Genomic DNA, 23,667 nt, shown 5'->3' on the forward strand with positions numbered 1-23,667 from the left:
GCGAATGATCAAGAAATTGCGGATTTTCCTGGCGCTCTTCTATGTCGTCGTCTGTTCACTGGTGCTGGTGCCGCTGCAGATCCTGTCGATGAAGACGGGACTCTGGCCCGAGATCTTCATCCTGAAAATCTGGCACCGCATGATCCTGAGGGCGCTGGGCATGCGGGTGCATGTGAAGGGCGCGCTGGCCAGGGAACGTCCGCTGCTGATCGCGGCCAACCATATCTCCTGGACCGACATCATGGTGCTCGGCTCCTTTGTCGATGTGAAGTTCATCGCCAGGGCCGACATGGAAGGCTGGCCGCTGATCGGCATGCTGTCCAAGTTGCAGCGCACCGTCTACATCGAGCGCGAGCGCAAGCGCACCTCCGGCGACCAGGCGAGTGAGATCGCCAGGCGCATGACCAAGGGCGACGCCATGGTGCTGTTCGCCGAAGGTTCGACCGGGGACGGCAACCTTGTGCTGCCGTTCAAGAGCACGCTTTTCGGCGCCGCCTCGATGGCGATTTCGGAAGGTGCGGCGGACCAGGTCTTCATCCAGCCCGTGGCGATCGCCTATACGCGCCTGCATGGCATGCCGATGGGCCGCCGCCATCGGCCGATGTCCGCCTGGATCGGCGATCAGGATTTGATGCCGCACCTGAGAACCCTGCTTGCCGAAGGCGCGATCGATGCCGAGGTGCATTTCGGCGAGCCTGTGCCGTTCTCCAAGGGCTCGAACCGCAAGGAAACGGCACGGCTGATGGAAGCCAGGGTGCGCGAGATGATGCAGGCCGTCCTCGCCGATCCGGCCAAGAGCCGGTAGCCGATGCATTTTGCCCAAAGTGCGTAGCGGTTTTGGGATAACGACATACATAAAGAAAAAAGGCCTGAAGCGGGTCCTGTCGGGACGACCTGCTTCAGGCAGATTCGTCTGTTTTTTGTCACGGAAAGGCGCTAGAAGCCGCCCGATGGATTTGAACACGATTGAAAGCCACGGCATCGGCGCTGCCGCCGAGCACTCGGCCGGCACGGACCGGGCGGCGAAAAAGGTCTTCGTCAAGACCTATGGCTGCCAGATGAATGTCTACGATTCCCAGCGCATGACCGATGCGCTGGCGGCCGACGGCTATGTCGCCACCGACGCCGTCGAGAATGCGGATCTTGTGCTGCTCAACACCTGCCATATCCGCGAAAAGGCGGCGGAAAAGGTCTATTCCGAGCTTGGCCGCATTCGCGACATGAAGGCCGAACGCGCCGAGGCTGGCCGCGAGCTCCTGATCGGTGTCGCCGGCTGCGTGGCGCAAGCCGAGGGCGCCGAGATCATCCGCCGCTCGCCAGCGGTCGATCTGGTCATCGGCCCGCAGACCTATCACCGGCTGCCCGACGTCCTGGCGAGGGTCCGTGCCGGCGAAAAGATCGTCGAGACCGAATACGCCGTCGAGGACAAGTTCGAGCATCTGCCGCAGCCGAAGCGCGCCGAGCTTGCCAGGCGCGGCGTCACCGCTTTCCTGACGGTGCAGGAAGGTTGCGACAAGTTCTGCACCTTCTGCGTGGTGCCTTACACGCGCGGCTCCGAGGTTTCGCGCCCGGTGGCGCAGATCGTCGCCGAGGCCGAGCGCCTCGCCGAGGCCGGCGTGCGCGAGGTGACGCTGCTCGGCCAAAACGTCAATGCCTGGCACGGCATCGGCGAAAATGACGAGGAATGGGGTCTTGGCCGCCTGCTGTTTCGTCTGGCGGAAATCCCCGGCCTGGCGCGGCTGCGCTACACCACCAGCCATCCGCGCGACATGGACGACGAATTGATCGCCGCGCATCGGGACCTGCCGGCGCTGATGCCCTATCTGCATCTGCCGGTACAGTCGGGCTCCGACCGGATTTTGAAGGCGATGAACCGGCGCCATACAGCGCGCGACTATCTGGCGCTCATCGAGCGCATTCGCGCCGCCCGCGCCGATATTGCCATGTCCGGCGACTTCATCGTCGGCTTCCCCGGCGAGACGGATGAGGATTTCGAAGCGACACTGAAATTGGTGCGCGAGGTGAACTATGCCTCGGCCTTCTCGTTCAAATATTCGCCGCGCCCCGGCACACCGGGCGCCGAAATGGATGGCCATGTCTCGGAAGCGGTGAAGGACGAGCGTCTGCAGGCTCTGCAGGCTCTGCTTCTCAGGCAGCAGCAGGATTTCGGCTTGAGCCTGGTCGGCAGGACCATCGGCACGCTGATCGAGAAGCCTGGCCGGCAGGCAGGGCAGAAAGTTGGCCGTTCGCCCTGGCTGCAGCCCGTTATTGTTGACGACAAGGCCGGCGGAATCGGTGACATTATCGACGTACGAATCACAAGGACCGGCTACAATAGCCTGTTCGCCGAACTGGCCTGACGGGCCTCGGCAGATGAGGAGAGACGGTTGAGCGCTGCTGAACTGAAGAATCCGCCCCCGAACCAGGCGTCCGGGGCTTCCGACATGGCGCACATCGTACTGACCTTCGACAACAACAAGCTTGCCAGCGCCCTTTACGGTCAGTTCGACGAGAATCTGGCCCGGCTCGAGCAGAAGCTCGGCGTGGATATCCGTTCGCGCGGCAACCAGCTTGCGATCAAAGGCTCGGCTCCGGCCGCCGAGCAGGCGCGCCGGGCGCTGGATACGCTCTACGGCATCCTGCAGAAGGGCGTCGACATCGGCCAGTCGGATGTCGACGGCGCCGTGCGCATGGCGATTGCCGCCGACGACCAGCTGACGCTGCCCACGTTGGAGCGCAAGGGCAAGGTTTCGGCCGCCCAGATCGCGACGCGCAAGAAGACGATCTATGCCCGGTCGCTGACGCAAGACGCCTATATGCGGGCGCTGGAGCGCTCGGAAATGGTCTTCGGCATCGGCCCGGCCGGCACCGGCAAGACCTATCTGGCGGTCGCGCATGCGGCCATGCTGCTCGAACGCGGCATGGTTGAGCGCATCGTGCTGTCGCGCCCGGCCGTCGAGGCCGGCGAGCGGCTGGGCTTCCTGCCCGGCGACATGAAGGAGAAGGTCGACCCCTATCTGCGGCCACTCTACGACGCGCTCTACGACATGATGCCGGCCGACAAGGTCGAGCGCGCGATCGCCGCCGAAGTCATCGAGATCGCGCCATTGGCCTTCATGCGCGGCCGCACGCTGGCGCATGCGGCGGTGATCCTCGACGAGGCGCAGAACACCACGCCGATGCAGATGAAGATGTTCCTGACCCGTCTCGGCGAGAACTCGCGCATGATCGTCACCGGCGATCCGACCCAGATCGACCTGCCGCCCAACACCAAGTCGGGGCTGGTCGAGGCGCTGCGCATCCTCGACGGCGTGCCGGGCATCGTCACGGTCCGCTTCAACGAAGGCGACGTGGTGCGCCACCCGCTGGTCGCCGAGATCGTCAAGGCTTATGACCGCGACGGCAAGCTGGCGCGAGGCCTCGGCGCCGAAAGCTGATCAAAAGGCCGCATGGCTGCAGACAACAAATCCTCTGCCGGAATCCCGGTCGACATCGATATTTTCATCGAGGCCGGCGCTTGGCCCGCGGAAGCCGAGTTGACGCGTCTGGTCGAGCGCGCAGTTGCGGCCGCTTTTGCCGAGACCGGCGCGGGCGGCGCTTCCGAGCTCAGCGTCGTTTTTTCCGACGATGCCCATATCCAGGCGCTCAATGCCGAATGGCGCGGCAAGGACAAGCCGACCAACGTCTTGTCTTTCCCGGCTTTTTCGTTTTCGAAAGGCGGCAAGCTGCCGCCGATGCTGGGCGATATCGTGCTGGCTTCCGAGACGGTATCTCGCGAGGCGGCACTGGAAGACAAGCCGGTTGCGAACCATATCACCCATCTTGTTATCCATGGCCTGCTGCATCTTTTGGGCCATGATCATGAGACCGACGCCGAGGCCGAGGAGATGGAAGCGATCGAGCGCGCGGCGCTTGCGAGACTTGCCATTCCCGATCCCTACGCGTAACAAAAAAGCTCAATTGACCCGATGGCGATGAACGACACACCAGAAACTGCCGCCCGTCCGGACGCCGGCAGTGCTGCCAAGTCTTCCGAAAAGACGGAAGAGGGCTCAAGTCCGAGTATTCCGACCGGCAGCGCGGCCGCTGAGCCGACGCATGCCGGTCCTTCCCTTGTCGACCGTGTGCTTGGCCTGTTCCGGCACCGCAACGGCACCAGCCTGCGCGAGGAAATCGCCGGCGCGCTTGCCGAAACGGCGACCGATGCCGGCGCCTTCTCGCCCGGCGAACGCGCCATGCTCAACAACATCCTGCGCCTGCGCGAAGTCCGGGTGGAGGACGTCATGGTGCCGCGCGCCGACATCGAGGCGGTCGAGATCAACACGACGCTTGGCGATCTGCTTGGGCTGTTCGAGCAGTCCGGCCATTCGCGCATGCCGGTCTATTCCGAGACATTGGACGATCCGCGCGGCATGGTCCACATCCGCGACGTACTCGCCCACATCACCAAGGTCGCCCGCGTCAAGAAGGGCCGCACCAGAGCGAAGGCGCCGGTGTCGACCGCGCTCGACCTTGCTCAGGTCGATCTCGCGCGCACCATCGGCGATCTCAGCCTGATCCGTCCGGTTCTGTTCGTGCCGCCCTCGATGCTTGCCTCCGACCTGATGGGGCGCATGCAGACGACCCGCACGCAGATGGCGCTGGTCATCGACGAGTATGGCGGCACCGACGGCCTCGCCTCGCTGGAGGATATCGTCGAGATGGTGGTCGGCGACATCGAGGACGAGCATGACGACGACGAGCCGATGATCACGCAGACCGGCGACGGCGTCTTCGTCGTCGACGGCAAAGCCGAGATCGACGAGGTCGCCAAGATGATCGGCGAGGATTTCGCCGCCGGCGAGCATGGCGAATATGTCGACACAATCGGCGGCATGATCTTCAACACGCTCGGCCGCGTCCCCGCTCGCGGCGAAGTGGTGCAGGCTATCCCAGGTTTCGAGTTCCACGTGCTCGACGCCGACCCGCGCCGCGTCAAGCGCGTGCGCATCGTGCAGAGCCAGAAAGGCGAGCGTCGCCGCCGCGCCGCGCGCACCGAGCAGGCCTGACACCGTCGCGACATGCCCGTCGACGATCCTTTCAAGCATGCCGTTCTCGGCTCAGGCGTCTTCTATAAAGATCCGCGCGCCGCATTGACCTGGCTGCAGGCGGCCTTCGGCTTCGAGCCAAGCATGGTGGTGAGCGACGCCGACGGCCGGCTTGTCCATGCCGAAATGCGTTTCGGCGACGGCTACATCATCGTCGATTGCGAATGGGCCGAGCATGTCGCCAGCCCGGCCTCGGTCGGCGGCAAGAACACCCAGGCCGTCTATATCCGGCTGCGGCAGGATCTCGACGCTCATTGCGAAAAGGCACGTGCGGCCGGCGCGGAAATTCTTCAGGGACCGACGGATCATTTCTACGGCGAGCGCCAATACCGCGCCCGCGATCCCGAGGGTCATGTCTGGACGTTCAGCCAGACCGTGCGCGTTGTCCCGAAGGACGAGGCCGAGCGGCTGAGCGGCTGCGGATCGAGGGCTGGCACAACTGAGCATTTTGCACCCAACCGGAATCGCTTGGCGTTGCAGAAATGCGGCTAAGGCAAAGAGCTATGGCGGGATACCGATATAGCGCGACGGCGCATCAGGCTGCGCTTATCTGGGTTTGGATCGGGCGGTGCAGCCTGTTAAACCTCTAGCTCCCTGATTCGCGCGACTTGGGACGCTTGATGCAGCGCTTTGCCGGCCGGATAATTCTGCTGTGGGGGTGGCGGCGGGCTCTGGTTGCGTTTGCCGCCGGAGCGCTGGCGGTGCTTGCCCAGGCGCCTTATGATTTCTTCGCCGTCTGCTTCGTTTCGTTCCCGGTCCTTGTCTGGCTGCTCGACGGCGCCACCGGCGAGGCGTCAGATGGCTGGTTGAGGCGCCTGAGGCCGGCCTTCGCCGCTGGCTGGTGGTTCGGCTTCGGCTATTTCCTGGCCGGTCTTTGGTGGATCGGCCAGGCATTGCTGGTCGAGGCCGACAGCTTCGCGTGGGCCTTGCCCTTCGCCGTTGTCGGCATCCCGTTCGCGCTCGCTTTCTTCTATGGCTTTGCCACCGTTGTAGCGCGGCTGTTCTGGAGCAGCGATATCGGTCGTATCGCGGCGTTAGCCTTCGGCTTCGGGCTCGCGGAATGGCTGCGCGATTTCCTCTTCACCGGCTTCCCGTGGAATGCCGTCGGCTATGCCGCAATGCCGGTGCCGCTCCTGATGCAGAGCGTATCGGTGACCGGCATGATCGGCATGAATGCGCTTGCGGTCTTTGTCTTTTCGCTTCCTGCGCTCCTCGCCGCGCGCCACCATCTCAAGCTCGGCCTCGCCTTGTTCGTGATCCTCGTCGCCGCCCATGTCGGCTTCGGCTATGTCAGGCTTGCGGCACCGGTCGAATCGAGCCGCGCGATCGACGTTCGCATCGTCCAGCCGGCGGTCGATCTCAGCGAGAAGTGGGATGCCTCGGTGCGCGACCGCATCTTCGCGACTTTGCTGGGGATATCGGGGAAAGCGCCGGAACAGGGCCATGCCAAGCCGCAGCTTATCCTGTGGCCGGAGACATCGGTGCCGTTCCTTTTCACCGAGCGTCCGGACGCGCTGACGGCGCTGGGCGACATGCTGGCCGACGGTCAGATGTTGATTGCCGGTGTCGTGCGCGAAGAAGGCGGATCGGCCAATGCCGGCAGCCGCTACTACAATTCCGTCGTAGCGATCAACGACAAGGGCGAGATCGTCGATGCCGTCGACAAGGTGCATCTGGTGCCGTTCGGCGAATATCTGCCCTTCGCCGACTTGTTCGAACGCTTGGGCATAGGCCAACTCGTTGCCGGGCCGATGAATTTCGCCGCCGGCAACGAACGCCATCCGATCGGCGTTCCGGGCGGCCTGCGTGCCGCTCCGTTCATCTGCTACGAGGTGATTTTTCCCGATCTCGTCGCTGCTGACGCTGCATCCGCCGACTTGATTGTAAACGTCACCAACGACGCATGGTTCGGCGACACGCCAGGCCCGTATCAACACTTCAGGCAGGCGCAGATTCGCGCAGCGGAGAATGGAATGCCTCTGTTGCGCGCGGCTAACAATGGCATATCGGCCGTCGTCGATTCGCGCGGGCGCATTGTCGATGCGCTTGCCGTCGACGCGCGCGGCGCTATCGACGCGCATGTGCCCGTTTCTGGGCGCTCCCTCCTGCCCGCCGAACAGCGACGCATTAACGGATTGCTGATCATGTTGCTGTTTGCGCTGATTGCCTTCACATTGAATGTAAGGCAGCGGCTACGGGTGAATTGACAGTCGGCACATTAGAAACTCATACTGTAACGCCTAAAATTTTCTCGAAGTCGGTTGGAGGGTTCTGTTGGGGCAGGTGGCTCCGGCTTCATATGGGCGGAACAAATAGAAAAAGCCGGAAAAATTCGGCGAGGAAAAAATGACAGAAGAGAACAAGAAGAAGCCGAATCCGATCGACATCCATGTCGGGAGCCGCATCCGGCTGCGTCGCAATATGCTTGGAATGAGCCAGGAAAAGCTGGGTGAAAATCTCGGCATCACCTTTCAGCAGATCCAGAAGTACGAGAAGGGCACAAACAGGGTTGGCGCCAGCCGCCTGCAGGCGATCGCCTCCATCCTGAGCGTTCCTGTCGCCTTCTTCTTCGAGGATGCCCCGGGCGAGGAGCCCGCCGGCGGCACCAGGGGATTTGCCGAAGACTCCTCGATGGCGTTCGCCATCGAATTCTGCGGCAGTCCCGAGGGTCTCCAGCTCAACCGGGCCTTCGTCAAGATCGGTGACGTTAAGGTGCGCCGCAGGATCATCGATCTGGTGAAGGCACTTTCCGCCGAGGACGCCGATTGATTCGCCTGATGCCGCCGGCGGTTTCATGCCGTCGGTGGCATAGCCGACCTTGCCTACATTCATGCCAGATCCGTCGCGCCGCTTGACGAGCGGCGCCCGGCACCGCTAACACGTGGCGCGCCAAAATCGGCAGCTTGCCGATCTTTTCAAGAGGGGACACCCGTGACGCGGCAGAACTATCTCTTCACCTCGGAATCCGTCTCCGAGGGTCATCCCGACAAAGTCTGTGACCGTATCTCCGACGAGATCGTCGATCTGGTCTATCGCGAAGCCAAGAAGACGGGCATGGATCCGTGGAAGGTGCGCGTTGCCTGCGAGACGCTGGCCACCACCAACCGCGTCGTCATCGCCGGCGAGGTCCGCGTCCCGGACACGCTTTTGAAGAAGGACAAGGCGGGCAACGTCCTCAAGGACGCGTCCGGCCACCCTGTGGTCAACCCGGCCAAGTTCAAGTCGGTTGCCCGCAAGGCGATCCGCGAGATCGGTTACGAGCAGTCCGGCTTCCACTGGAAGACCGCCAAGATCGACGTGCTGCTGCATGGCCAGTCGCCCGACATCGGCCAGGGCGTCGACAATGCCGCCGACCGCCAGGGCGAGGAAGGGGCCGGCGACCAGGGCATCATGTTCGGCTACGCCTGCCGCGAGACGCCCGACCTGATGCCGGCACCGATCTATTACAGCCACAAGATTCTCGAACTGCTGGCAGCGGCACGTCATGAAGGCAGTGGCGAGGCAGGCAAGCTCGGCCCGGACGCCAAGAGCCAGGTCACCGTGCGCTATGCCGACGGCAAGGCGGCGGAAGTCACGCAGATCGTGCTCTCCACCCAGCATCTCGATGCGAACTGGGACTCCAAGAAGGTCCGCAAGGTGGTCGAGCCCTATATCCGCGAGGCGCTTGGCGACTTGAAGATCGCCGAGGACTGCAACTGGTACATCAACCCGACCGGCAAATTTGTCATCGGCGGGCCTGACGGCGATGCCGGCCTCACCGGCCGCAAGATCATCGTCGACACCTATGGTGGCGCAGCCCCCCACGGCGGCGGCGCCTTCTCGGGCAAGGACACCACCAAGGTCGACCGTTCGGCCGCCTATGCGGCGCGCTATCTTGCCAAGAACGTGGTGGCGGCCAAGCTTGCCGACCGCTGCACCATCCAGCTCTCCTACGCCATCGGCGTCGCCCAGCCGCTGTCGGTCTATGTCGACCTGCACGGCACCGGCAAGGTGGACGAAGCGAAGCTCGAGGATGCGCTGCGCAAGGTGATGGACCTGTCGCCGTCGGGCATTCGCCGTCATCTCGACCTCAACAAGCCGATCTATGCAAAAACCTCGTCCTACGGCCATTTCGGTCGCAAGGCCGGTCGCGACGGCTCCTTCTCCTGGGAAAAGACCGATCTTGCCAAGGCGCTCAAGGACGCCGTCGCCGCCTGACGCCAGCGGACGCAAAGGATAGGCCGAGCCGGGCGACCGAAGGATTCTTCGGTCGCCGGCACGGCAAGACTATACGCCCGCAGCAGGCGATCGCCCTCGAAAGCGGCCTGCGCCGATACCGGATCGACCTGACGGCGCAAGCGCCGGCCGATCTCAGGACCTTGTTCAAGGCACCGGTCTCGACGCTGCAGCTGGAAATCGGTTTCGGTGGCGGCGAGCATCTCCTGCATCGCGCGACGGAAGCGCTGGCAACCGGTTTCATCGGCGTCGAGCCCTTCGTCAACGGCATGGCCAAGATGATGACGGCGCTTGCCAAGGCGCCGCTTGCCAATCTCAGGGTTTATGACGACGACGCCACGCGCCTGCTCGACTGGCTGCCGGAAGCCTCGCTCGACGGCATCGACTTGCTTTATCCCGATCCGTGGCCGAAGAAGAAGCACTGGAAGCGGCGTTTTGTCGGCGCCGCCAATCTCGACCGCTTTGCCCGGGTGCTGAAAGCCGGCGGCAGGTTCCGCTTCGCTTCCGACATCGACAGCTATGTGAACTGGACGCTGCTTGCCTGCCGCGAACACGGCGCCTTCGCATGGCAGGCCGAGGACGCTTCCGGCTGGCACCAGCCCTATGACGGCTGGCCAGGCACCCGCTACGAGGCCAAGGCCATCCGCGAAGGACGGCGGCCGGCCTATCTGGCCTTTATCCGAAAATAGAAAGGTCGGGCGGGCTTCTGTATTGCATATAGCGCTACAGATCGTATTGCGGGGCAGGACAGTCATGGCCGCCTCGGTTGAAGGTAAGGAATACCCGATCTCAATTCGCCTGCCGGAAGCGGACGTGGCGATGATTGATCGTGCCGCCACTCTGCGCGGCCGATCCCGCGCGGATTTCGTGCGCGATGCTGCCGTGCGCGCGGCCGAGGATATGCTGATGGACGACCGTCTTGTCCGCATGATCCCGGAAGGGTTCGCGGAGTTCATGGAGGTCCTGTCGGCCCCGGCCGCGCCGGTTCCGGACATGGTGGAATTGGCAAAGCGGTCGGCGCCTTGGGAAGCTGGTTATACGACGAAGCGCTGCGTCGCCGCTCCGCCTCACGACGTGCGGAATTGACGAACCACTTTGGTTCTACCACATTCACAATGAACCAGAATGGAGACACGATGATGAGCGCCTTCACCGTACGGCTTCCGGATGAGACTGTGGCCAAGCTGGACCAACTGGCTGAAAAGGTGGATCGCTCTCGTTCCTACGTCGCCGCTCAAGCGATCGAAGACTATGTCGCCAGGGAAGAATGGCAGCTTGCCGAGATCGAGGCCGGCCTTGACGAAGCCGATCGAGGAGAATTCGCACGCGAGAAGGACTTGGCCGGCGTCATAGCGAAATACGTCAAGCCCGAACGATGAAGCGGACCCGCTGGACCCAGCGCGCCGTGCGTCGTCTCGACCAGGTTGGCGCTTTCATCGAAAAGGACAATCCAACGGCCGCGGCACGAGTGGTTGCCGGTATCGTTTCCTGTGCGGACAATCTCGCCGAGCAACCCGCCATGGGGCGGGTCGGGCGGGTGAAAGGGACACGAGAACTGGTCCTCGCTGATGTCCCATACATAATTCCCTACCGTGTTATCGGCGAGGAGATCGAGATACTCACCGTGATGCATGCGGCCCAACGATGGCCGCGCCAGTTGTAGACACCACCGCTGGCCTGTGCCTGAAGGCTTGAAACGCCGGCGGCAATCGTCTATATCAACTTCAAATTCTTGGTCGGTATGACGAAGAGTGGGTCCACCCGGTCCCGCTCTTTTTTGTTACCTGCCGGCCGGAAGCAAAAAGCGACAGGGATCTGATGACTGCAGCGGCAAGCGAGGCCGACGACCGTATCATCCGCGAAAGCGGTATCGATGCGCGCATTGCGCTGATCGTGCAGCCGGTGCTCAAGGCCATCGGCTTCCGGCTCGTGCGGGTGCAGTTGACCGGCCAGAACGGGCTGACGCTGCAGATCATGGCCGAACGCGAGGACGGCACCATGACCGTCGAGGATTGCGAAGAGGTCAGCCGCGCCGTGTCGCCGGCGCTCGATGTCGATGATCCGATCGAAAAGGCGTATCATTTGGAAGTTTCCTCGCCAGGCATCGACCGGCCGCTGGTGCGCAAGTCGGATTTCACCGCCTGGACCGGCCATCTGGTCAAGCTGGAGACATCGGTTCTTGTCGGCGACCGCAAACGCTTCAAAGGCAAGATCGCCGAGGCGGATGCCGATGGCATCCTGATCGAGCGCGACAAGGCGGCCTATGGCGAAGAGCCGACGGTGCGCGTGCCTTACGACGCGATCGCCGAGGCCCGGCTGGTGCTGACCGACGATCTCATCCGCGATGCCCTGTCGAAGGACAACCGGGCGCGCAAGGAAGCCAGGAAGCGCCGTGGCGAAGCGGAAGACGCCGCCGACGGCGAGGAAAATGAAACCGAACAGGAAAGTTGATTGAGTAGCCGGGCCGTATGCCCGGCGCGAAATCGGGAGAAAGACAATGGTTGTAAGCGCCAACAGGCTTGAACTGCTGCAGATCGCCGACGCGGTCGCGCGTGAAAAGTCGATCGACAAGCAGATCGTCATCGCCGCCATGGCCGATGCCATCCAAAAGGCAGCGCGCTCTCGTTACGGCCAGGAGACCAACATCCGCGCCGACATCAACCCGAACACCGGCGAGATGAAGCTGCAGCGGCTGATGGAAGTGGTCGAGAAGGTCGAGGACTACGCGACGCAGATCGCGCTTTCCACGGCGCGCGAGCGCAACCCCGACGCCCAGATCGGCGACTTCATCGCCGAGCAGCTGCCGCCCATGGATTTCGGCCGCATCGCCGCGCAGTCGGCCAAGCAGGTCATCGTGCAGAAGGTGCGTGAGGCCGAGCGCGATCGCCAGTATGACGAGTACAAGGATCGCATCGGCGAGATCGTCAACGGCACCGTCAAGCGCGTCGAGTACGGCAATGTCATCGTCGATCTCGGCCGAGGCGAGGCGATCATCCGCCGCGATGAGCTGATCCCGCGCGAGAACTATAAATATGGCGACCGCGTGCGGGCCTATGTCTATGACGTGCGCCGCGAGCAGCGCGGCCCGCAGATCTTCCTGTCGCGTACGCATCCGCAGTTCATGGCCAAGCTGTTCACCATGGAAGTGCCGGAAATCTACGACGGCATCATCGAGATCAAGTCGGTCGCCCGCGATCCGGGCTCGCGCGCCAAGATCGCCGTTATCTCGCGCGATTCCTCGATCGATCCGGTCGGCGCCTGCGTCGGCATGCGCGGCAGCCGCGTCCAGGCCGTGGTCGGCGAATTGCAGGGCGAGAAGATCGACATCATTCCCTGGTCGCCATCGGCCGCGTCCTTCATCGTCAACGCGCTGCAGCCGGCCGAGGTCGCCAAGGTGGTGCTCGACGAGGACGCCGAGCGCATCGAGGTGGTGGTACCGGACGACCAGCTGTCGCTGGCCATCGGCCGCCGCGGCCAGAACGTGCGCCTTGCCTCGCAGCTCACCGGCTGGGACATCGACATCCTGACCGAGCAGGAAGAAAGCGAGCGTCGCCAGAAGGAATTCGTCGAGCGTTCGGCGCTCTTCATGGAAGCGCTCGACGTCGACGAGATGGTCGGCCAGGTGCTTGCCTCCGAAGGCTTCACCAGCGTCGAGGAAGTCGCTTATGTCGACTCTGGCGAAATTTCCTCGATCGATGGCTTCGACGAGGACACCGCTTTGGAAATCCAGACCCGCGCCCGCGAATATCTGGAGAAGATCGAGGCCGAGCACGATGAAAAGCGCAAGGCGCTGGGCGTGAAGGACGAACTGCGCGACATTCCCGGCATCACCACCGCCATGATGGTGACGCTCGGCGAGGACGGCGTGAAGACGGTCGAGGACTTCGCCGGCTATGCCGCCGACGATCTGATCGGCTGGAAAGAGCGCAAGGACGGCGAGACCAAGGTCTATCCGGGCGTGCTCGCCAGCCACGGCGTCTCGCGCGCGGAGGCGGAGCAGATGGTGCTCGCCGCCCGCAAGCAGGCCGGCTGGATCACCGAGGAAGAACTCGCTGCCGAAGAGGCAGCGGCCGACGAAACCGTCGGTGCGTGAGGTGACCACCAATCGCAAAGCCCGTGGACGAGATGAACGATCGCACTTGCATCGTTACGCGCAGGCAGGCCGAAGCGGATGAACTGATCCGCTTCGTCGTCGGTCCGGATTCGGTCGTCGTTCCGGACATCAAGAGAAATCTGCCCGGCCGCGGTTGCTGGGTTACTGCCGATCGCCTACATATCGAGAAGGCAGCGGCCAAGAACCTGTTTGCCCGTGCCTTCAAGGCGCAGGTGACCGTTCCGGCCGATCTCGGCGGCATGGTCGACGGGCTGCTCTCCAGATCCGCTCTGGGCATGCTTGGCCTTGCTCGCAAGGCTGGCGCCGTCGTCCTTGGCGCTGCCAAGGTCGAAGGTGCGGTGCGCGACGGGCTGGCGCTTCTAGTGCTGCATGCGACCGAGGCTTCGGACGACGGTGTCCGCAAGATCAGTCAGGCGCGGCGGGCAACCGTCCATCTCGGCGGACCGGCCATCCTTGCCTACAAACTTTTCCCCGAAGCCGAGTTGAGCTTGGCATTGGGGGGTACAAATGTGATACATGCTGCCGTTCTCGCGCAGGACGCGGGACAGGCGGTTGAGAAGCGCGTAGTTGCGCTCGACCGATATCGGGGCGGTACCCCGAACGATCTGGCAATGCTTGCGGCCGTTGCTGACGAAGATGATGCCGCAGAGGATATGGAATGAGCGATACGAAATCGGGCGACGACAAGACGTTGAGCGTGACGCCGAAGAAGACCTTGACGCTGAAGCGCCCCGGCCTCGAGCAGGGCACCGTGCGCCAGAATTTCTCGCATGGCCGCACCAAGTCGGTCGTGGTCGAGACCAAGAAGCGCAAGTTCTCGCTGCCCGGCGACAAGCCGGAACCGGTGGCTGCGTCCGTCTTCACGCCGAAGCCCGCCGTTGCCGCCGCGCCTGTCGTGCAGGAAGCGCCGAAGGCGCCGCCTCCGCCGCCGGAGCGTTCCGGCATGGTCCTGAACGAGCTCTCGCGCGGCGAGATGGAAGCGCGCCGCAAGGCGCTGGAAGGCTCCAAGGCCCGCGAGGCCGAGGATCGCTTGCGCGCTCAGGAAGATGCCAAGCGCCGCGCCGAGGAAGAGGAACGCCGCAAGCGCGAGCGCGACGAATCCGCGCGCCGTCAGGCCGAGGAGGAGGTACGCCTGCAGACTGAGGCCGAGGCCCGCCGGCGCGCCGAGGAAGAGGCTCGCCGCCGCGCGCCGCTGGCTGCGGATGTCGCCACCGCTGACGACGAGGAGGAGGCCAAGCCGAGGCGTACCGGTGCCGGTGCCGCGAGTGCGCCACCGCGCCGTCTTGCGACGCCGGAAGTGGCAAGGCCTGCCAAGCCGACAAAGGGCGAGGAAGATCGCCGCCGCGGCAAGCTGACGCTGAACTCGGCGCTGTCGGATGACGACGCACGCGCCCGTTCGCTATCGTCGATGCGTCGCCGCCAGGAAAAATTCAAACGCGCGCTTCACAATGAGCCGCGCGAGAAAGTCATGCGCGAAGTGATCCTGCCCGAAACCATCACCATCCAGGAACTGGCGCAACGCATGTCCGAGCGCGCCGTGGACGTGGTCAAGTTCTTCATGAAGCAGGGCCAGATCCTCAAGCCGGGCGACGTCATCGACGCCGACACGGCCGAACTGGTCGCCTCCGAATTCGGCCACACGGTCCGCCGCGTCGCCGAATCCGACATCGAGGAAGGCCTGTTCAACATCGCCGACCGCCCGGAAGACCTTGTGTCGCGTCCGCCGGTCGTGACGATCATGGGCCATGTCGACCACGGCAAGACCTCGCTGCTCGACGCGATCCGCAACGCCAATGTCGTCTCCGGCGAGGCCGGCGGCATCACCCAGCATATCGGTGCCTACCAGATCGAGAAGAACGGTCAGAAGATCACCTTCATCGACACGCCCGGCCACGCGGCCTTTACGGCCATGCGCGCCCGTGGCGCGCAGGTTACCGACATCGCGGTGTTGGTGGTGGCGGCCGACGACAGCGTGATGCCGCAGACGATCGAATCGATCAATCACGCCAAGGCGGCCGGCGTGCCGATCATCGTGGCCATCAACAAGATCGACAAGCGCGATGCCGACCCGCAGAAGGTGCGGACCGAACTGCTGCGCCACGAAGTGTTCGTGGAATCGATGGGCGGTGAGGTGTTGGACGTCGAGGTTTCGGCGACCAAGGGCATCAATCTCGACAAGCTCTTGGAAGCGATCCTGCTGCAGTCCGAAGTCCTCGACCTCAAGGCCAATCCCGACCGCACCGCCGAAGGCGCGGTCATCGAGGCGCAGCTGGACAAGGGACGCGGTCCCGTCGCCACCGTGCTGGTGCAGACCGGCACGCTGATGCCGGGCGACATCATCGTCGCCGGCAACGAGTGGGGCCGTGTGCGCGCGCTCGTCAACGATCGCGGCGAGCATGTGCCGGAAGCGCCGCCGGCAATGCCGGTCGAGGTGCTTGGCCTCCAGGGCACGCCGCAGGCGGGCGACCGCTTCGCCGTCGTCAACAACGAGGCGCGCGCCCGTGAGATCACCGAATACCGCCAGCGCCTGGCGCGCGACAAGGCGGTGGCCAAGCATGCCGGCCAGCGCGGCTCGCTCGAGCAGATGATGTCGCAGCTGCAGACGAGCGGATTGAAGGAATTCCCGCTGGTCATCAAGGGCGACGTGCAGGGTTCGATCGAGGCGATCAATGCCGCGCTTGAAAAGCTCGGCAATGACGAGGTGCGCGCGCGCATCGTCCATGCCGGCGCCGGCGGCATCACTGAAAGCGATGTCTCGCTCGCCGAGACGTCCGGAGCGGCGATCATCGGCTTCAACGTCCGCGCCAATGCGCAGGCGCGTGCTGCCGCGGCCGCGGCCGGCATCGAGATCCGCTACTACTCGATCATCTACAACCTCGTCGATGACGTGAAGGCAGCGCTTTCCGGCATGCTTTCGCCGGAGCGGCGCGAGACCTTCATCGGCAATGCCGAGATCCTCGAGATCTTCGACATCTCCAAGGTCGGCAAGATCGCCGGCTGCCGTGTCACCGAAGGCAAGGTCGAGCGTGGCGCGGGTGTTCGCCTAATCCGCGACAACGTCGTGATCCACGAAGGCACGCTGAAGACGCTGAAGCGCTTCAAGGACGAGGTTGCGGAAGTGCCGGGCGGCCAGGAATGCGGCATGGCCTTCCAGAACTACGAGGACATGCGTGTCGGCGACGTCATCGAGTGCTTCCGCGTCGAGATGGTAACCAGAACGCTCTAATTCGGGTATACTTGCCGAATAATAAAGGGCGGCGGCCGAAAGGCTGCCGCCCAGATCCCTCATGCATGTTGAGACATGTGGCGCGGTCCCATCCCGCGCTTCACGATTTCAGGACCAGAGAAAATGCCCCGTTCGACACCGTCAGGCCCCTCCCAGCGCATGCTGCGCGTCGGCGAGCAGGTGCGTCACGCCCTGTCCGAAACCTTGCAGCGCGGCGAGATCATCGATCCGGTGATCGAGAACAGCGTCGTCTCTGTGTCCGAGGTGCGCATGTCGCCCGATCTCAAGATTGCCACCGCCTTCGTCTCGCCGCTTGGCGCAGGCGACGATAGCGCCGTGATCGAGGCGCTCAACAGGCACGCGAAATTCATCCGCGGCCGCGTCTCCGGCGCGCTCAGGCAGATGAAGTACATGCCGGAGTTTCGCTTTAGGCTCGACACTTCCTTCGACAATTTCGCGAAGATCAATGAACTGCTGAAATCGCCCGAAGTCGCGCGCGATCTCGGTGACGACAAGAACAACGACAAGGACGAGGAATAGGTGGCGCGTCGCGGTAAGAAGAAGGGGCGGCCGGTCTCCGGTTGGGTGGTGCTGGACAAGCCGGTCGGCATGGGCTCGACCGAGGCGGTTTCCAAGATCAAATGGCTGTTTCAGGCTGAGAAGGCCGGCCATGCCGGCACGCTCGATCCGCTGGCTTCCGGCATGTTGCCGATCGCGCTCGGCGAGGCGACCAAGACCGTTCCCTATGTGCAGGACGGCGCCAAGGTCTACCGCTTCACCGTCGCCTGGGGCGAAGAGCGCTCGACCGACGACCTCGAAGGCCCGGTGACCAACAATTCCGACCGTCGGCCGGACGAGGCGGAGGTGAGGGCGCTGCTGCCGAAATACACCGGCGTCATCATGCAGACGCCGCCGCAATTCTCGGCCATCAAGATCGCCGGCGAACGCGCCTATGACCTTGCCCGTGAAGGCGAGACGGTCGAGATACCCGCGCGGGAAATTGAAATCGGCCGCCTCGACATTGTCGAACATGGTGCCGACAAGACTGTCTTCGAGGTCGAATGCGGCAAGGGCACCTATGTGCGCTCGCTGGCCCGCGACATGGGCCGCGATCTCGGCTGCTTCGGCCACATCGCCGAATTGCGCCGCGTCGAGGTCGAGCCGTTCACGCCGGAGGATTTCGTCACTGTCGCCGAGCTGGAAGCGGCTCGCTTTGGCGAAAAGGATGACGACAAATCCGATGAAATGGACGCCCCGGTCGATTTCAGCGCCATAGATGCGCTGCTTGTCGAAACAGCGGCGGCGCTCGACTGCCTGCCGCAGGTCGCGGTCAGCGACGACGCGGCGACGAAGATCCGCCTCGGCAATCCCGTCATCATTCGCGGCCGCGACGCGCCGGTCGAGGCCGAGGAGGCCTGTGCTACCGCGCGCGGCAAGCTCGTCGCCATCGGCGCCATCGAGCAGGGCATGTTCAAGCCCAAGCGGGTCTTTGTCGGGTGAATCCGGCTTAGTGCATGTCGCCCAAAAGTGCGCAACGGTTTTGGGATAACGACATGCATCAACACAAGACTTAAAGCGCGTCGACTCAATCCGTCTCAGCGTGACGCGCCTTAAGTGTTTGTTATTACGCAATTCCGGACGGGAAACCGGTGCGCACTTTTGCTGGAATTGCTCTAATCTGGGCCGAATGCTGAGTCCCGAGGATATCTCATGGCCAAGGCTGATGCAGGCAAGAAGCGGGAACCGCTGAAAACCCGCCGGCCGCCGGTTGGGGCGTCGCCAGGCACGCTTATCGCCGATCCGGCGGCGCGGCGCAGCGAGCTGCGGCTGACGCTGATCTCGCCCGAGAAATACAAAACAATCGACAATGCCTCGATCGACGATCTCAACGCGCATTGCGAGAAATGGCCTGTCGTCTGGCTGGATTGCACCGGACTTGCCAATATCCCGCTGATCGAGGAGATCGGCCGCATCTTCAGCCTGCATCCGCTGGCTCTGGAGGACGTCGTCAACACCGGACAGCGGCCCAAGGTGGATTTCTTCGAGGATCATGCCTTCGTCGTCATGCGCATGATCGACGATGTCACCTCACATCGCTACGAGCAGATTGGGTTGTTCTTCGGCGGCAATTTCGTCGTCACGTTCCAGGAGCGCGAAGGCGATCCGTTCGATCCGGTGCGCAAGCGCATTGCGGCCGCGATGCCCAACCGCCTGCGCTCGCGCGGGGCCGACTATCTTGCCTATGCGCTGATCGATGCCATCGTCGACAGCTATTTCCCACCGATCGAGGCGGCGAGCGAATTGGTCGACGGCATCGAGGACGAGATGCTGAATAAGCCGCACAAGCACCAGATGCGGCAGCTGCATGAATTGCGGCGCGACGCCAACGTGCTCAAAGGCGTGCTGTGGCCGATGCGCGACACGCTGGCGACGCTGATCCGCAACGACGTGGCCTTCGTGAAGGCGGAGACCAAGATCTTCTTCAACGACACGCTCGACCATTCGCTGCGTCTGATCGAGCTGGTCGAGAACCAGCGCGACATGCTCACCGGCCTGATCGAGATGCATGTCTCGCTGACCCAGGCCCGCACCAACGACGTCATTTCCTATTTGACGATCGTCTCGGTGATCTTCATGCCGCTGACCTTCCTGGTCGGCGTCTGGGGGATGAATTTCGATCCGCAAAGCTCGCCCTGGAACATGCCGGAGCTGAAAGCCTATTACGGTTATCCGGTGGCAATTCTGTTCATGGCGCTTGTCGCCGCCGGACTGATCTTCTTCTTCAAATGGAAGAAGTGGCTATAGCCGCTGAACCCTTTGTTTTCGTGGCAAGACCTGCGACAAGCCGGCTTGACATTTGGGCTGGTGTTTATTCCGGAATTGGACTATATGCGCCGCAGCTTCGCGCCCTGACGCGTCGCTTGCACTGGCCCCTGCTGGACGACATCCCGGCTGTGGGCGTCCCGTTTCCTCCAACAGATAAGGAAAAGCACGATGTCGATTACTGCCGACCGCAAGAAGGAATTGATGACCGAATTCGCAACCGCCAAGGGCGACACCGGATCCCCGGAAGTCCAGGTTGCCATTCTTTCCGAGCGCATCAAGAACCTGACCGAGCACTTCAAGGACCACAAGAAGGATAACCATTCCCGCCGTGGCCTGCTTGCTCTGGTCTCCCAGCGCCGCAGCCTGCTTGACTACCTCAAGCGCAAGGATGACGGGCGCTATCAGACGCTGATCGACAAGCTCGGTCTGCGTCGCTGACGAATTGACCGGCGGGTCTTCCTCGGAGGGCCCGCCGGTCGCGCATTGGCGCATCGGTCGATCCGGTGCGATAATGCCGGAGCGCGACGCGCTCTAGAAATTCGCATTCGCGCAGGGCGCGTTCCGGAAACAGCGGTTTCCGGCGTCATGCGCAAAAGCCGGCCGATCGGTCGGCCAAAACGGTTCCGGACGCGCAGAGGGCCATTCGGAACCGCCCCATGGACGGTCATGGGGCAGGATTGCAGGATGCTCGCTCGGCTTATGAGCCGGACCTACGAGCCTCCCGTTGTCTTGCCCGTGGCTGCCCGAAGGAAGCCAGGAAAGGGAGAACCCGTGACCGTTAGGACGGCGCGGCCCTTTCCGCATATGAAGGACAAGACATGTTCAATCAACACAAAGTGGAAATCGAATGGGGCGGCCGTCCGCTCATCCTGGAAACAGGCAAGATCGCGCGCCAGGCTGACGGCGCGGTGCTCGCCACCTATGGCGAGACCGTCGTTCTCGCCACCGTCGTTTCGATGAAGGAGCCGAAGCCCGGCCTCGATTTCTTCCCGCTTACCGTCAACTACCAGGAAAAGACCTACGCCGCCGGCAAGATCCCGGGCGGCTACTTCAAGCGTGAGGGCCGCCCGAGCGAAAAGGAAACGCTGGTTTCCCGCCTGATCGACCGCCCGATCCGCCCGCTTTTCGCGGACGGCTACAAGAACGACACCCAGATCGTCGTCACCGTCGTCCAGCACGACCTCGAGAACGATCCCGATATTCTCTCGATCGTGGCCACCTCCGCTGCGCTCACGCTTTCCGGTGTGCCGTTCATGGGCCCGATCGGCGGCGCCCGCGTCGGCTACATCAACGGCGAATATGTGCTCAATCCGCACATCGACGAAATGCAGGAATCCAAGCTCGACCTCGTCGTCGCCGGCACCGGCGACGCCGTGCTTATGGTCGAATCCGAGGCCAAGGAACTCTCCGAGGAACTGATGCTCGGTGCCGTCGTGTTCGGCCACAAGAGCTTCCAGCCTGTGATCGACGCGATCATCAAGCTGGCCGAGGTCGCCGCCAAGGAGCCGCGCGACTTCACCGCGCCGGATTACTCAGCGCTTGAAGCCGAGATGCTGAAGATCGTCGGCGACGAGCTTCGCGAGGCCTACAAGATCACCGACAAGCAGAAGCGCTATGCCGCCGTCGACGCCGTCAAGTCGAAGGTCAAGGCCGCGTTTGCGCCGGCCGAAGGCGAAGAGGCCAAATACACCTCCGAGCAGATCGGCTCGGTGTTCAAGGAACTCCAGGCCAAGGTCGTGCGCTGGAACATCCTCGACACCGGCTCGCGCATTGACGGCCGCGACCTGAAGACGGTCCGCAAGATCGTCTCCGAAGTCGGCGTCCTGGCGCGCACCCATGGTTCGGCGCTGTTCACACGCGGCGAAACCCAGGCTCTGGTCGTTGCCACGCTCGGCACCGGCGAGGACGAGCAGTATGTCGATTCGCTGACCGGCATGTACAAGGAGAAGTTCCTCCTTCACTACAACTTCCCGCCCTATTCCGTTGGCGAGACGGGCCGCATGGGTTCGCCGGGCCGCCGCGAGATCGGCCATGGCAAGCTCGCCTGGCGCGCCATCCGGCCGATGCTGCCCAGCGCGGACCAGTTCCCCTACACGCTGCGCGTCGTTTCGGAGATCACCGAGTCCAACGGCTCGTCCTCGATGGCGACCGTCTGCGGCACCTCGCTGGCGCTGATGGATGCCGGCGTGCCGCTGGCAAAGCCGGTCGCCGGCATCGCCATGGGCCTGATCAAGGAAGGCGAGCGCTTTGCGGTGCTCTCCGACATCCTCGGTGACGAGGACCACCTCGGCGACATGGACTTCAAGGTCGCCGGCACCGCCAACGGCGTCACCTCGCTGCAGATGGACATCAAGATCGATGGCATCACCGAGGAGATCATGGGCATCGCCCTGGCCCAGGCCAAGGACGGCCGCCTGCATATCCTCGGCGAGATGGCGCATGCGCTGTCCGGCGCCCGCGCCGAGCTCGGCGAATTCGCGCCGCGCATCGAGGTCATGCATATCCCGACCGACAAGATCCGCGACGTCATCGGTTCCGGCGGCAAGGTGATCCGCGAGATCGTCGAGAAGACCGGCGCCAAGATCAACATCGAGGACGACGGCACGGTCAAGATTGCTTCGGCGAACGCCAAGGAGATCGAGGCGGCGAAGAAGTGGATTCACACAATCGTCGCCGAGCCGGAAGTCGGCGAGATCTATGAAGGCACCGTCGTCAAGACGGCCGACTTCGGCGCGTTCGTCAATTTCTTCGGCCCGCGCGACGGTCTCGTCCATATCTCGCAACTCGCCAATGAGCGAGTCGCCAAGACCTCGGACGTCGTCAAGGAAGGCGACAAGGTTTGGGTCAAGTTGATGGGCTTCGACGAGCGCGGCAAGGTCCGCCTGTCGATGAAGGTCGTCGACCAGGCGACCGGCAAGGAAATCGTCCAGGACAAGAAGAAGTCGGACGGCGAGGAAGACGCCGCCTGATCGGTTTGACCGGATAATTTAAGACGGGCGCGCCGCGAGGTCGCGCCCGTTTTTGTTTCAGGGCAGTTCCAGGAAAGCGGCAACCGTTTCCGTCCGGAATTGCGTCGGGCAAAGGTCCTACGGAGCAGGTGAATGGCCGCGGAGCCGCTGAAGACGCTGTTCTACCCGTTCGAGGCCGAGGCGCTGCCTCTGCCGCGAAAGGATGCCCGCGTCCTGTTTCTCGGCGCCGAGCCCGGCTTCCGCTTGCCTGCCGGCTTTGAGGCGGCGCTGCACCTCGTGCAAGGCTTTCGGCCACATTTTCGAACGCTGCAGGCGTCCGGCTACGCGGTCACGCCGCGCGCCGAGGATACCGGCTTCGACCTGGCGTTGGTGCTTGCGGGCCGTCATCGCGGCCAGAACGAGCAGCGTGTCGCCGAGGCGATAGAGCGCGTCCAGCCGGGCGGGCTGGTCGTCGTTGCCGGCGGCAAGGAGGACGGCATCGACAGCCTGCGCAAACGGATCAACGCCCTGGTGCCGCTCGAAGGCCATTTGCCGAAGCATCACGGCGTTGCCTTCTGGTTCAAGCGAGCCGGCGCGGAGACAGCCGCGACGCTGCGCGCCGGCAACCCCGATTTGATCATCGAAGGCGGTTTCAAGACCAGGCCTGGCATGTTCTCCTTCGATCGGATCGATGCCGGTTCGAAACTGCTGGCCGCGAACCTGCCTGACGATCTCAAAGGCAACGTCGCTGATTTCTGCGCCGGCTGGGGTTATCTGGCGGTGGAAGTCCTGCAGCGCTCACAAGGCCTCACCGCACTCGATCTCTACGAAGCGGATTTTGAGGCCCTGGAAGCAGCCAGGTTGAACGTCCAGGGCGGCGCCATCGAGCCGCGTTTCTTCTGGACCGATCTGCTCACCGAGGCGGTCGAACGGCGCTACGACGCGATCGTCATGAACCCACCCTTTCACCGCGGCCGCGCGTCCGAGCCGGAGATCGGTTCCGGCATGATCCGCGCCGCGTCGAAGGCGTTGAAACCGGGCGGCCGCCTGTTCATGGTCGCCAACCGCCAGCTTCCTTACGAACAGGCGCTCTCGGCGGCCTTCGCCAGCCATGCCGAGATCGCCCGCGACGGCATGTTCAAGGTGTTTTCGGCGCGCCGCTGAAGCAATCAAGGAAAAGCGTGCAGCGGGGTGGATTCGGCGCCTTCGCCGTACCTTGGATCCACAATTGCGGCGGGAAGAATACTTGTT

23 protein-coding genes are annotated in these 23,667 nt (G+C 63.4%); all 23 read left to right on the forward strand.

Translation table 11 applies throughout. From position 1 onward, the window contains the following. Positions 1-4 precede the first annotated feature (4 nt). The 23 genes from LB552_RS06285 (at position 5) to LB552_RS06395 (ending at position 23,580) form a co-directional block, all read left to right on the forward strand. Entirely contained in the window at positions 5-805 is an 801-nt protein-coding gene (locus LB552_RS06285; protein ID WP_224602895.1) for a lysophospholipid acyltransferase family protein, read from the forward strand. Positions 806-950: 145 nt separating this feature from the next. Continuing rightward, entirely contained in the window at positions 951-2,360 is a 1,410-nt protein-coding gene (gene miaB, locus LB552_RS06290; RefSeq protein ID WP_224602905.1) for a tRNA (N6-isopentenyl adenosine(37)-C2)-methylthiotransferase MiaB, read from the forward strand. Positions 2,361-2,444: 84 nt separating this feature from the next. Next, complete coding sequence (locus LB552_RS06295) at positions 2,445-3,437, forward strand: PhoH family protein (protein ID WP_411962568.1); 993 nt, start codon at positions 2,445-2,447, stop codon at positions 3,435-3,437. Between the two features lie 12 nt (positions 3,438-3,449). Then, a complete protein-coding gene (gene ybeY / locus LB552_RS06300) occupies positions 3,450-3,947 on the forward strand; it encodes an rRNA maturation RNase YbeY (RefSeq protein ID WP_224602907.1) in 498 nt (165 codons plus the stop codon). A gap of 27 nt (positions 3,948-3,974) precedes the next feature. Further along, entirely contained in the window at positions 3,975-5,048 is a 1,074-nt protein-coding gene (locus LB552_RS06305) for a hemolysin family protein (RefSeq protein WP_224602909.1), read from the forward strand. Positions 5,049-5,060: 12 nt separating this feature from the next. Then, entirely contained in the window at positions 5,061-5,579 is a 519-nt protein-coding gene (locus tag LB552_RS06310; protein WP_224545235.1) for a VOC family protein, read from the forward strand. 128 nt (positions 5,580-5,707) lie between these two features. Further along, on the forward strand, positions 5,708-7,294 hold the full coding sequence (gene lnt / locus LB552_RS06315; protein WP_224545236.1) for an apolipoprotein N-acyltransferase: 1,587 nt from the start codon (positions 5,708-5,710) through the stop codon (positions 7,292-7,294). 139 nt (positions 7,295-7,433) lie between these two features. After that, positions 7,434-7,856 (forward strand): helix-turn-helix domain-containing protein, encoded by a 423-nt coding sequence (locus tag LB552_RS06320; protein WP_140545192.1) that lies wholly within the window; start codon positions 7,434-7,436, stop codon positions 7,854-7,856. A 162-nt stretch (positions 7,857-8,018) separates the two neighbouring features. Next, positions 8,019-9,284: a methionine adenosyltransferase gene (gene metK / locus LB552_RS06325; RefSeq protein WP_224602911.1), complete on the forward strand. Its 1,266-nt coding sequence runs from the start codon at positions 8,019-8,021 to the stop codon at positions 9,282-9,284. Next, positions 9,281-9,991, forward strand: a complete 711-nt coding sequence (trmB, locus tag LB552_RS06330) for a tRNA (guanine(46)-N(7))-methyltransferase TrmB (protein ID WP_224603400.1) — start codon at positions 9,281-9,283, stop codon at positions 9,989-9,991. The genes metK and trmB overlap by 4 nt, the downstream gene beginning before the upstream one ends. Before the next feature lie 64 nt (positions 9,992-10,055). Continuing rightward, on the forward strand, positions 10,056-10,388 hold the full coding sequence (locus tag LB552_RS06335; RefSeq protein WP_224602913.1) for a DUF1778 domain-containing protein: 333 nt from the start codon (positions 10,056-10,058) through the stop codon (positions 10,386-10,388). Positions 10,389-10,438: 50 nt separating this feature from the next. Beyond that, positions 10,439-10,681, forward strand: coding sequence for a CopG family ribbon-helix-helix protein (locus LB552_RS06340; protein WP_224526699.1), 243 nt, complete (start codon positions 10,439-10,441; stop codon positions 10,679-10,681). Further along, positions 10,678-10,965, forward strand: a complete 288-nt coding sequence (locus tag LB552_RS06345) for a type II toxin-antitoxin system RelE/ParE family toxin (protein WP_224551439.1) — start codon at positions 10,678-10,680, stop codon at positions 10,963-10,965. The genes LB552_RS06340 and LB552_RS06345 overlap by 4 nt, the downstream gene beginning before the upstream one ends. A 155-nt stretch (positions 10,966-11,120) precedes the next feature. After that, positions 11,121-11,753, forward strand: a complete 633-nt coding sequence (rimP, locus tag LB552_RS06350; RefSeq protein ID WP_140629422.1) for a ribosome maturation factor RimP — start codon at positions 11,121-11,123, stop codon at positions 11,751-11,753. Between the two features lie 46 nt (positions 11,754-11,799). Further along, positions 11,800-13,395 (forward strand): transcription termination factor NusA, encoded by a 1,596-nt coding sequence (nusA, locus tag LB552_RS06355; RefSeq protein ID WP_224602923.1) that lies wholly within the window; start codon positions 11,800-11,802, stop codon positions 13,393-13,395. A 32-nt stretch (positions 13,396-13,427) separates the two neighbouring features. Beyond that, a complete protein-coding gene (locus tag LB552_RS06360) occupies positions 13,428-14,078 on the forward strand; it encodes an RNA-binding protein (protein ID WP_224523891.1) in 651 nt (216 codons plus the stop codon). Then, positions 14,075-16,642 (forward strand): translation initiation factor IF-2, encoded by a 2,568-nt coding sequence (infB, locus tag LB552_RS06365; protein WP_224602926.1) that lies wholly within the window; start codon positions 14,075-14,077, stop codon positions 16,640-16,642. The genes LB552_RS06360 and infB overlap by 4 nt, the downstream gene beginning before the upstream one ends. Before the next feature lie 123 nt (positions 16,643-16,765). Further along, the gene (gene rbfA, locus LB552_RS06370; RefSeq protein WP_224602927.1) at positions 16,766-17,182 is read left to right on the forward strand and encodes a 30S ribosome-binding factor RbfA; all 417 of its coding nucleotides are present in this window, start codon (positions 16,766-16,768) and stop codon (positions 17,180-17,182) included. Continuing rightward, a complete protein-coding gene (gene truB, locus LB552_RS06375; protein WP_224602929.1) occupies positions 17,183-18,142 on the forward strand; it encodes a tRNA pseudouridine(55) synthase TruB in 960 nt (319 codons plus the stop codon). A gap of 210 nt (positions 18,143-18,352) precedes the next feature. Continuing rightward, the gene (gene corA / locus LB552_RS06380) at positions 18,353-19,447 is read left to right on the forward strand and encodes a magnesium/cobalt transporter CorA (protein WP_224602931.1); all 1,095 of its coding nucleotides are present in this window, start codon (positions 18,353-18,355) and stop codon (positions 19,445-19,447) included. A 189-nt stretch (positions 19,448-19,636) separates the two neighbouring features. Beyond that, positions 19,637-19,906: a 30S ribosomal protein S15 gene (gene rpsO / locus LB552_RS06385; protein WP_095765958.1), complete on the forward strand. Its 270-nt coding sequence runs from the start codon at positions 19,637-19,639 to the stop codon at positions 19,904-19,906. Positions 19,907-20,286: 380 nt separating this feature from the next. Further along, the gene (gene pnp, locus LB552_RS06390; protein ID WP_095765957.1) at positions 20,287-22,437 is read left to right on the forward strand and encodes a polyribonucleotide nucleotidyltransferase; all 2,151 of its coding nucleotides are present in this window, start codon (positions 20,287-20,289) and stop codon (positions 22,435-22,437) included. Positions 22,438-22,569: 132 nt separating this feature from the next. After that, positions 22,570-23,580: a class I SAM-dependent methyltransferase gene (locus LB552_RS06395; protein ID WP_224602932.1), complete on the forward strand. Its 1,011-nt coding sequence runs from the start codon at positions 22,570-22,572 to the stop codon at positions 23,578-23,580. Positions 23,581-23,667: the final 87 nt, after the last annotated feature.

The organism is Mesorhizobium sp. CA7, assembly GCF_020165015.1.
Taxonomy (GTDB): Bacteria; Pseudomonadota; Alphaproteobacteria; order Rhizobiales; family Rhizobiaceae; genus Mesorhizobium.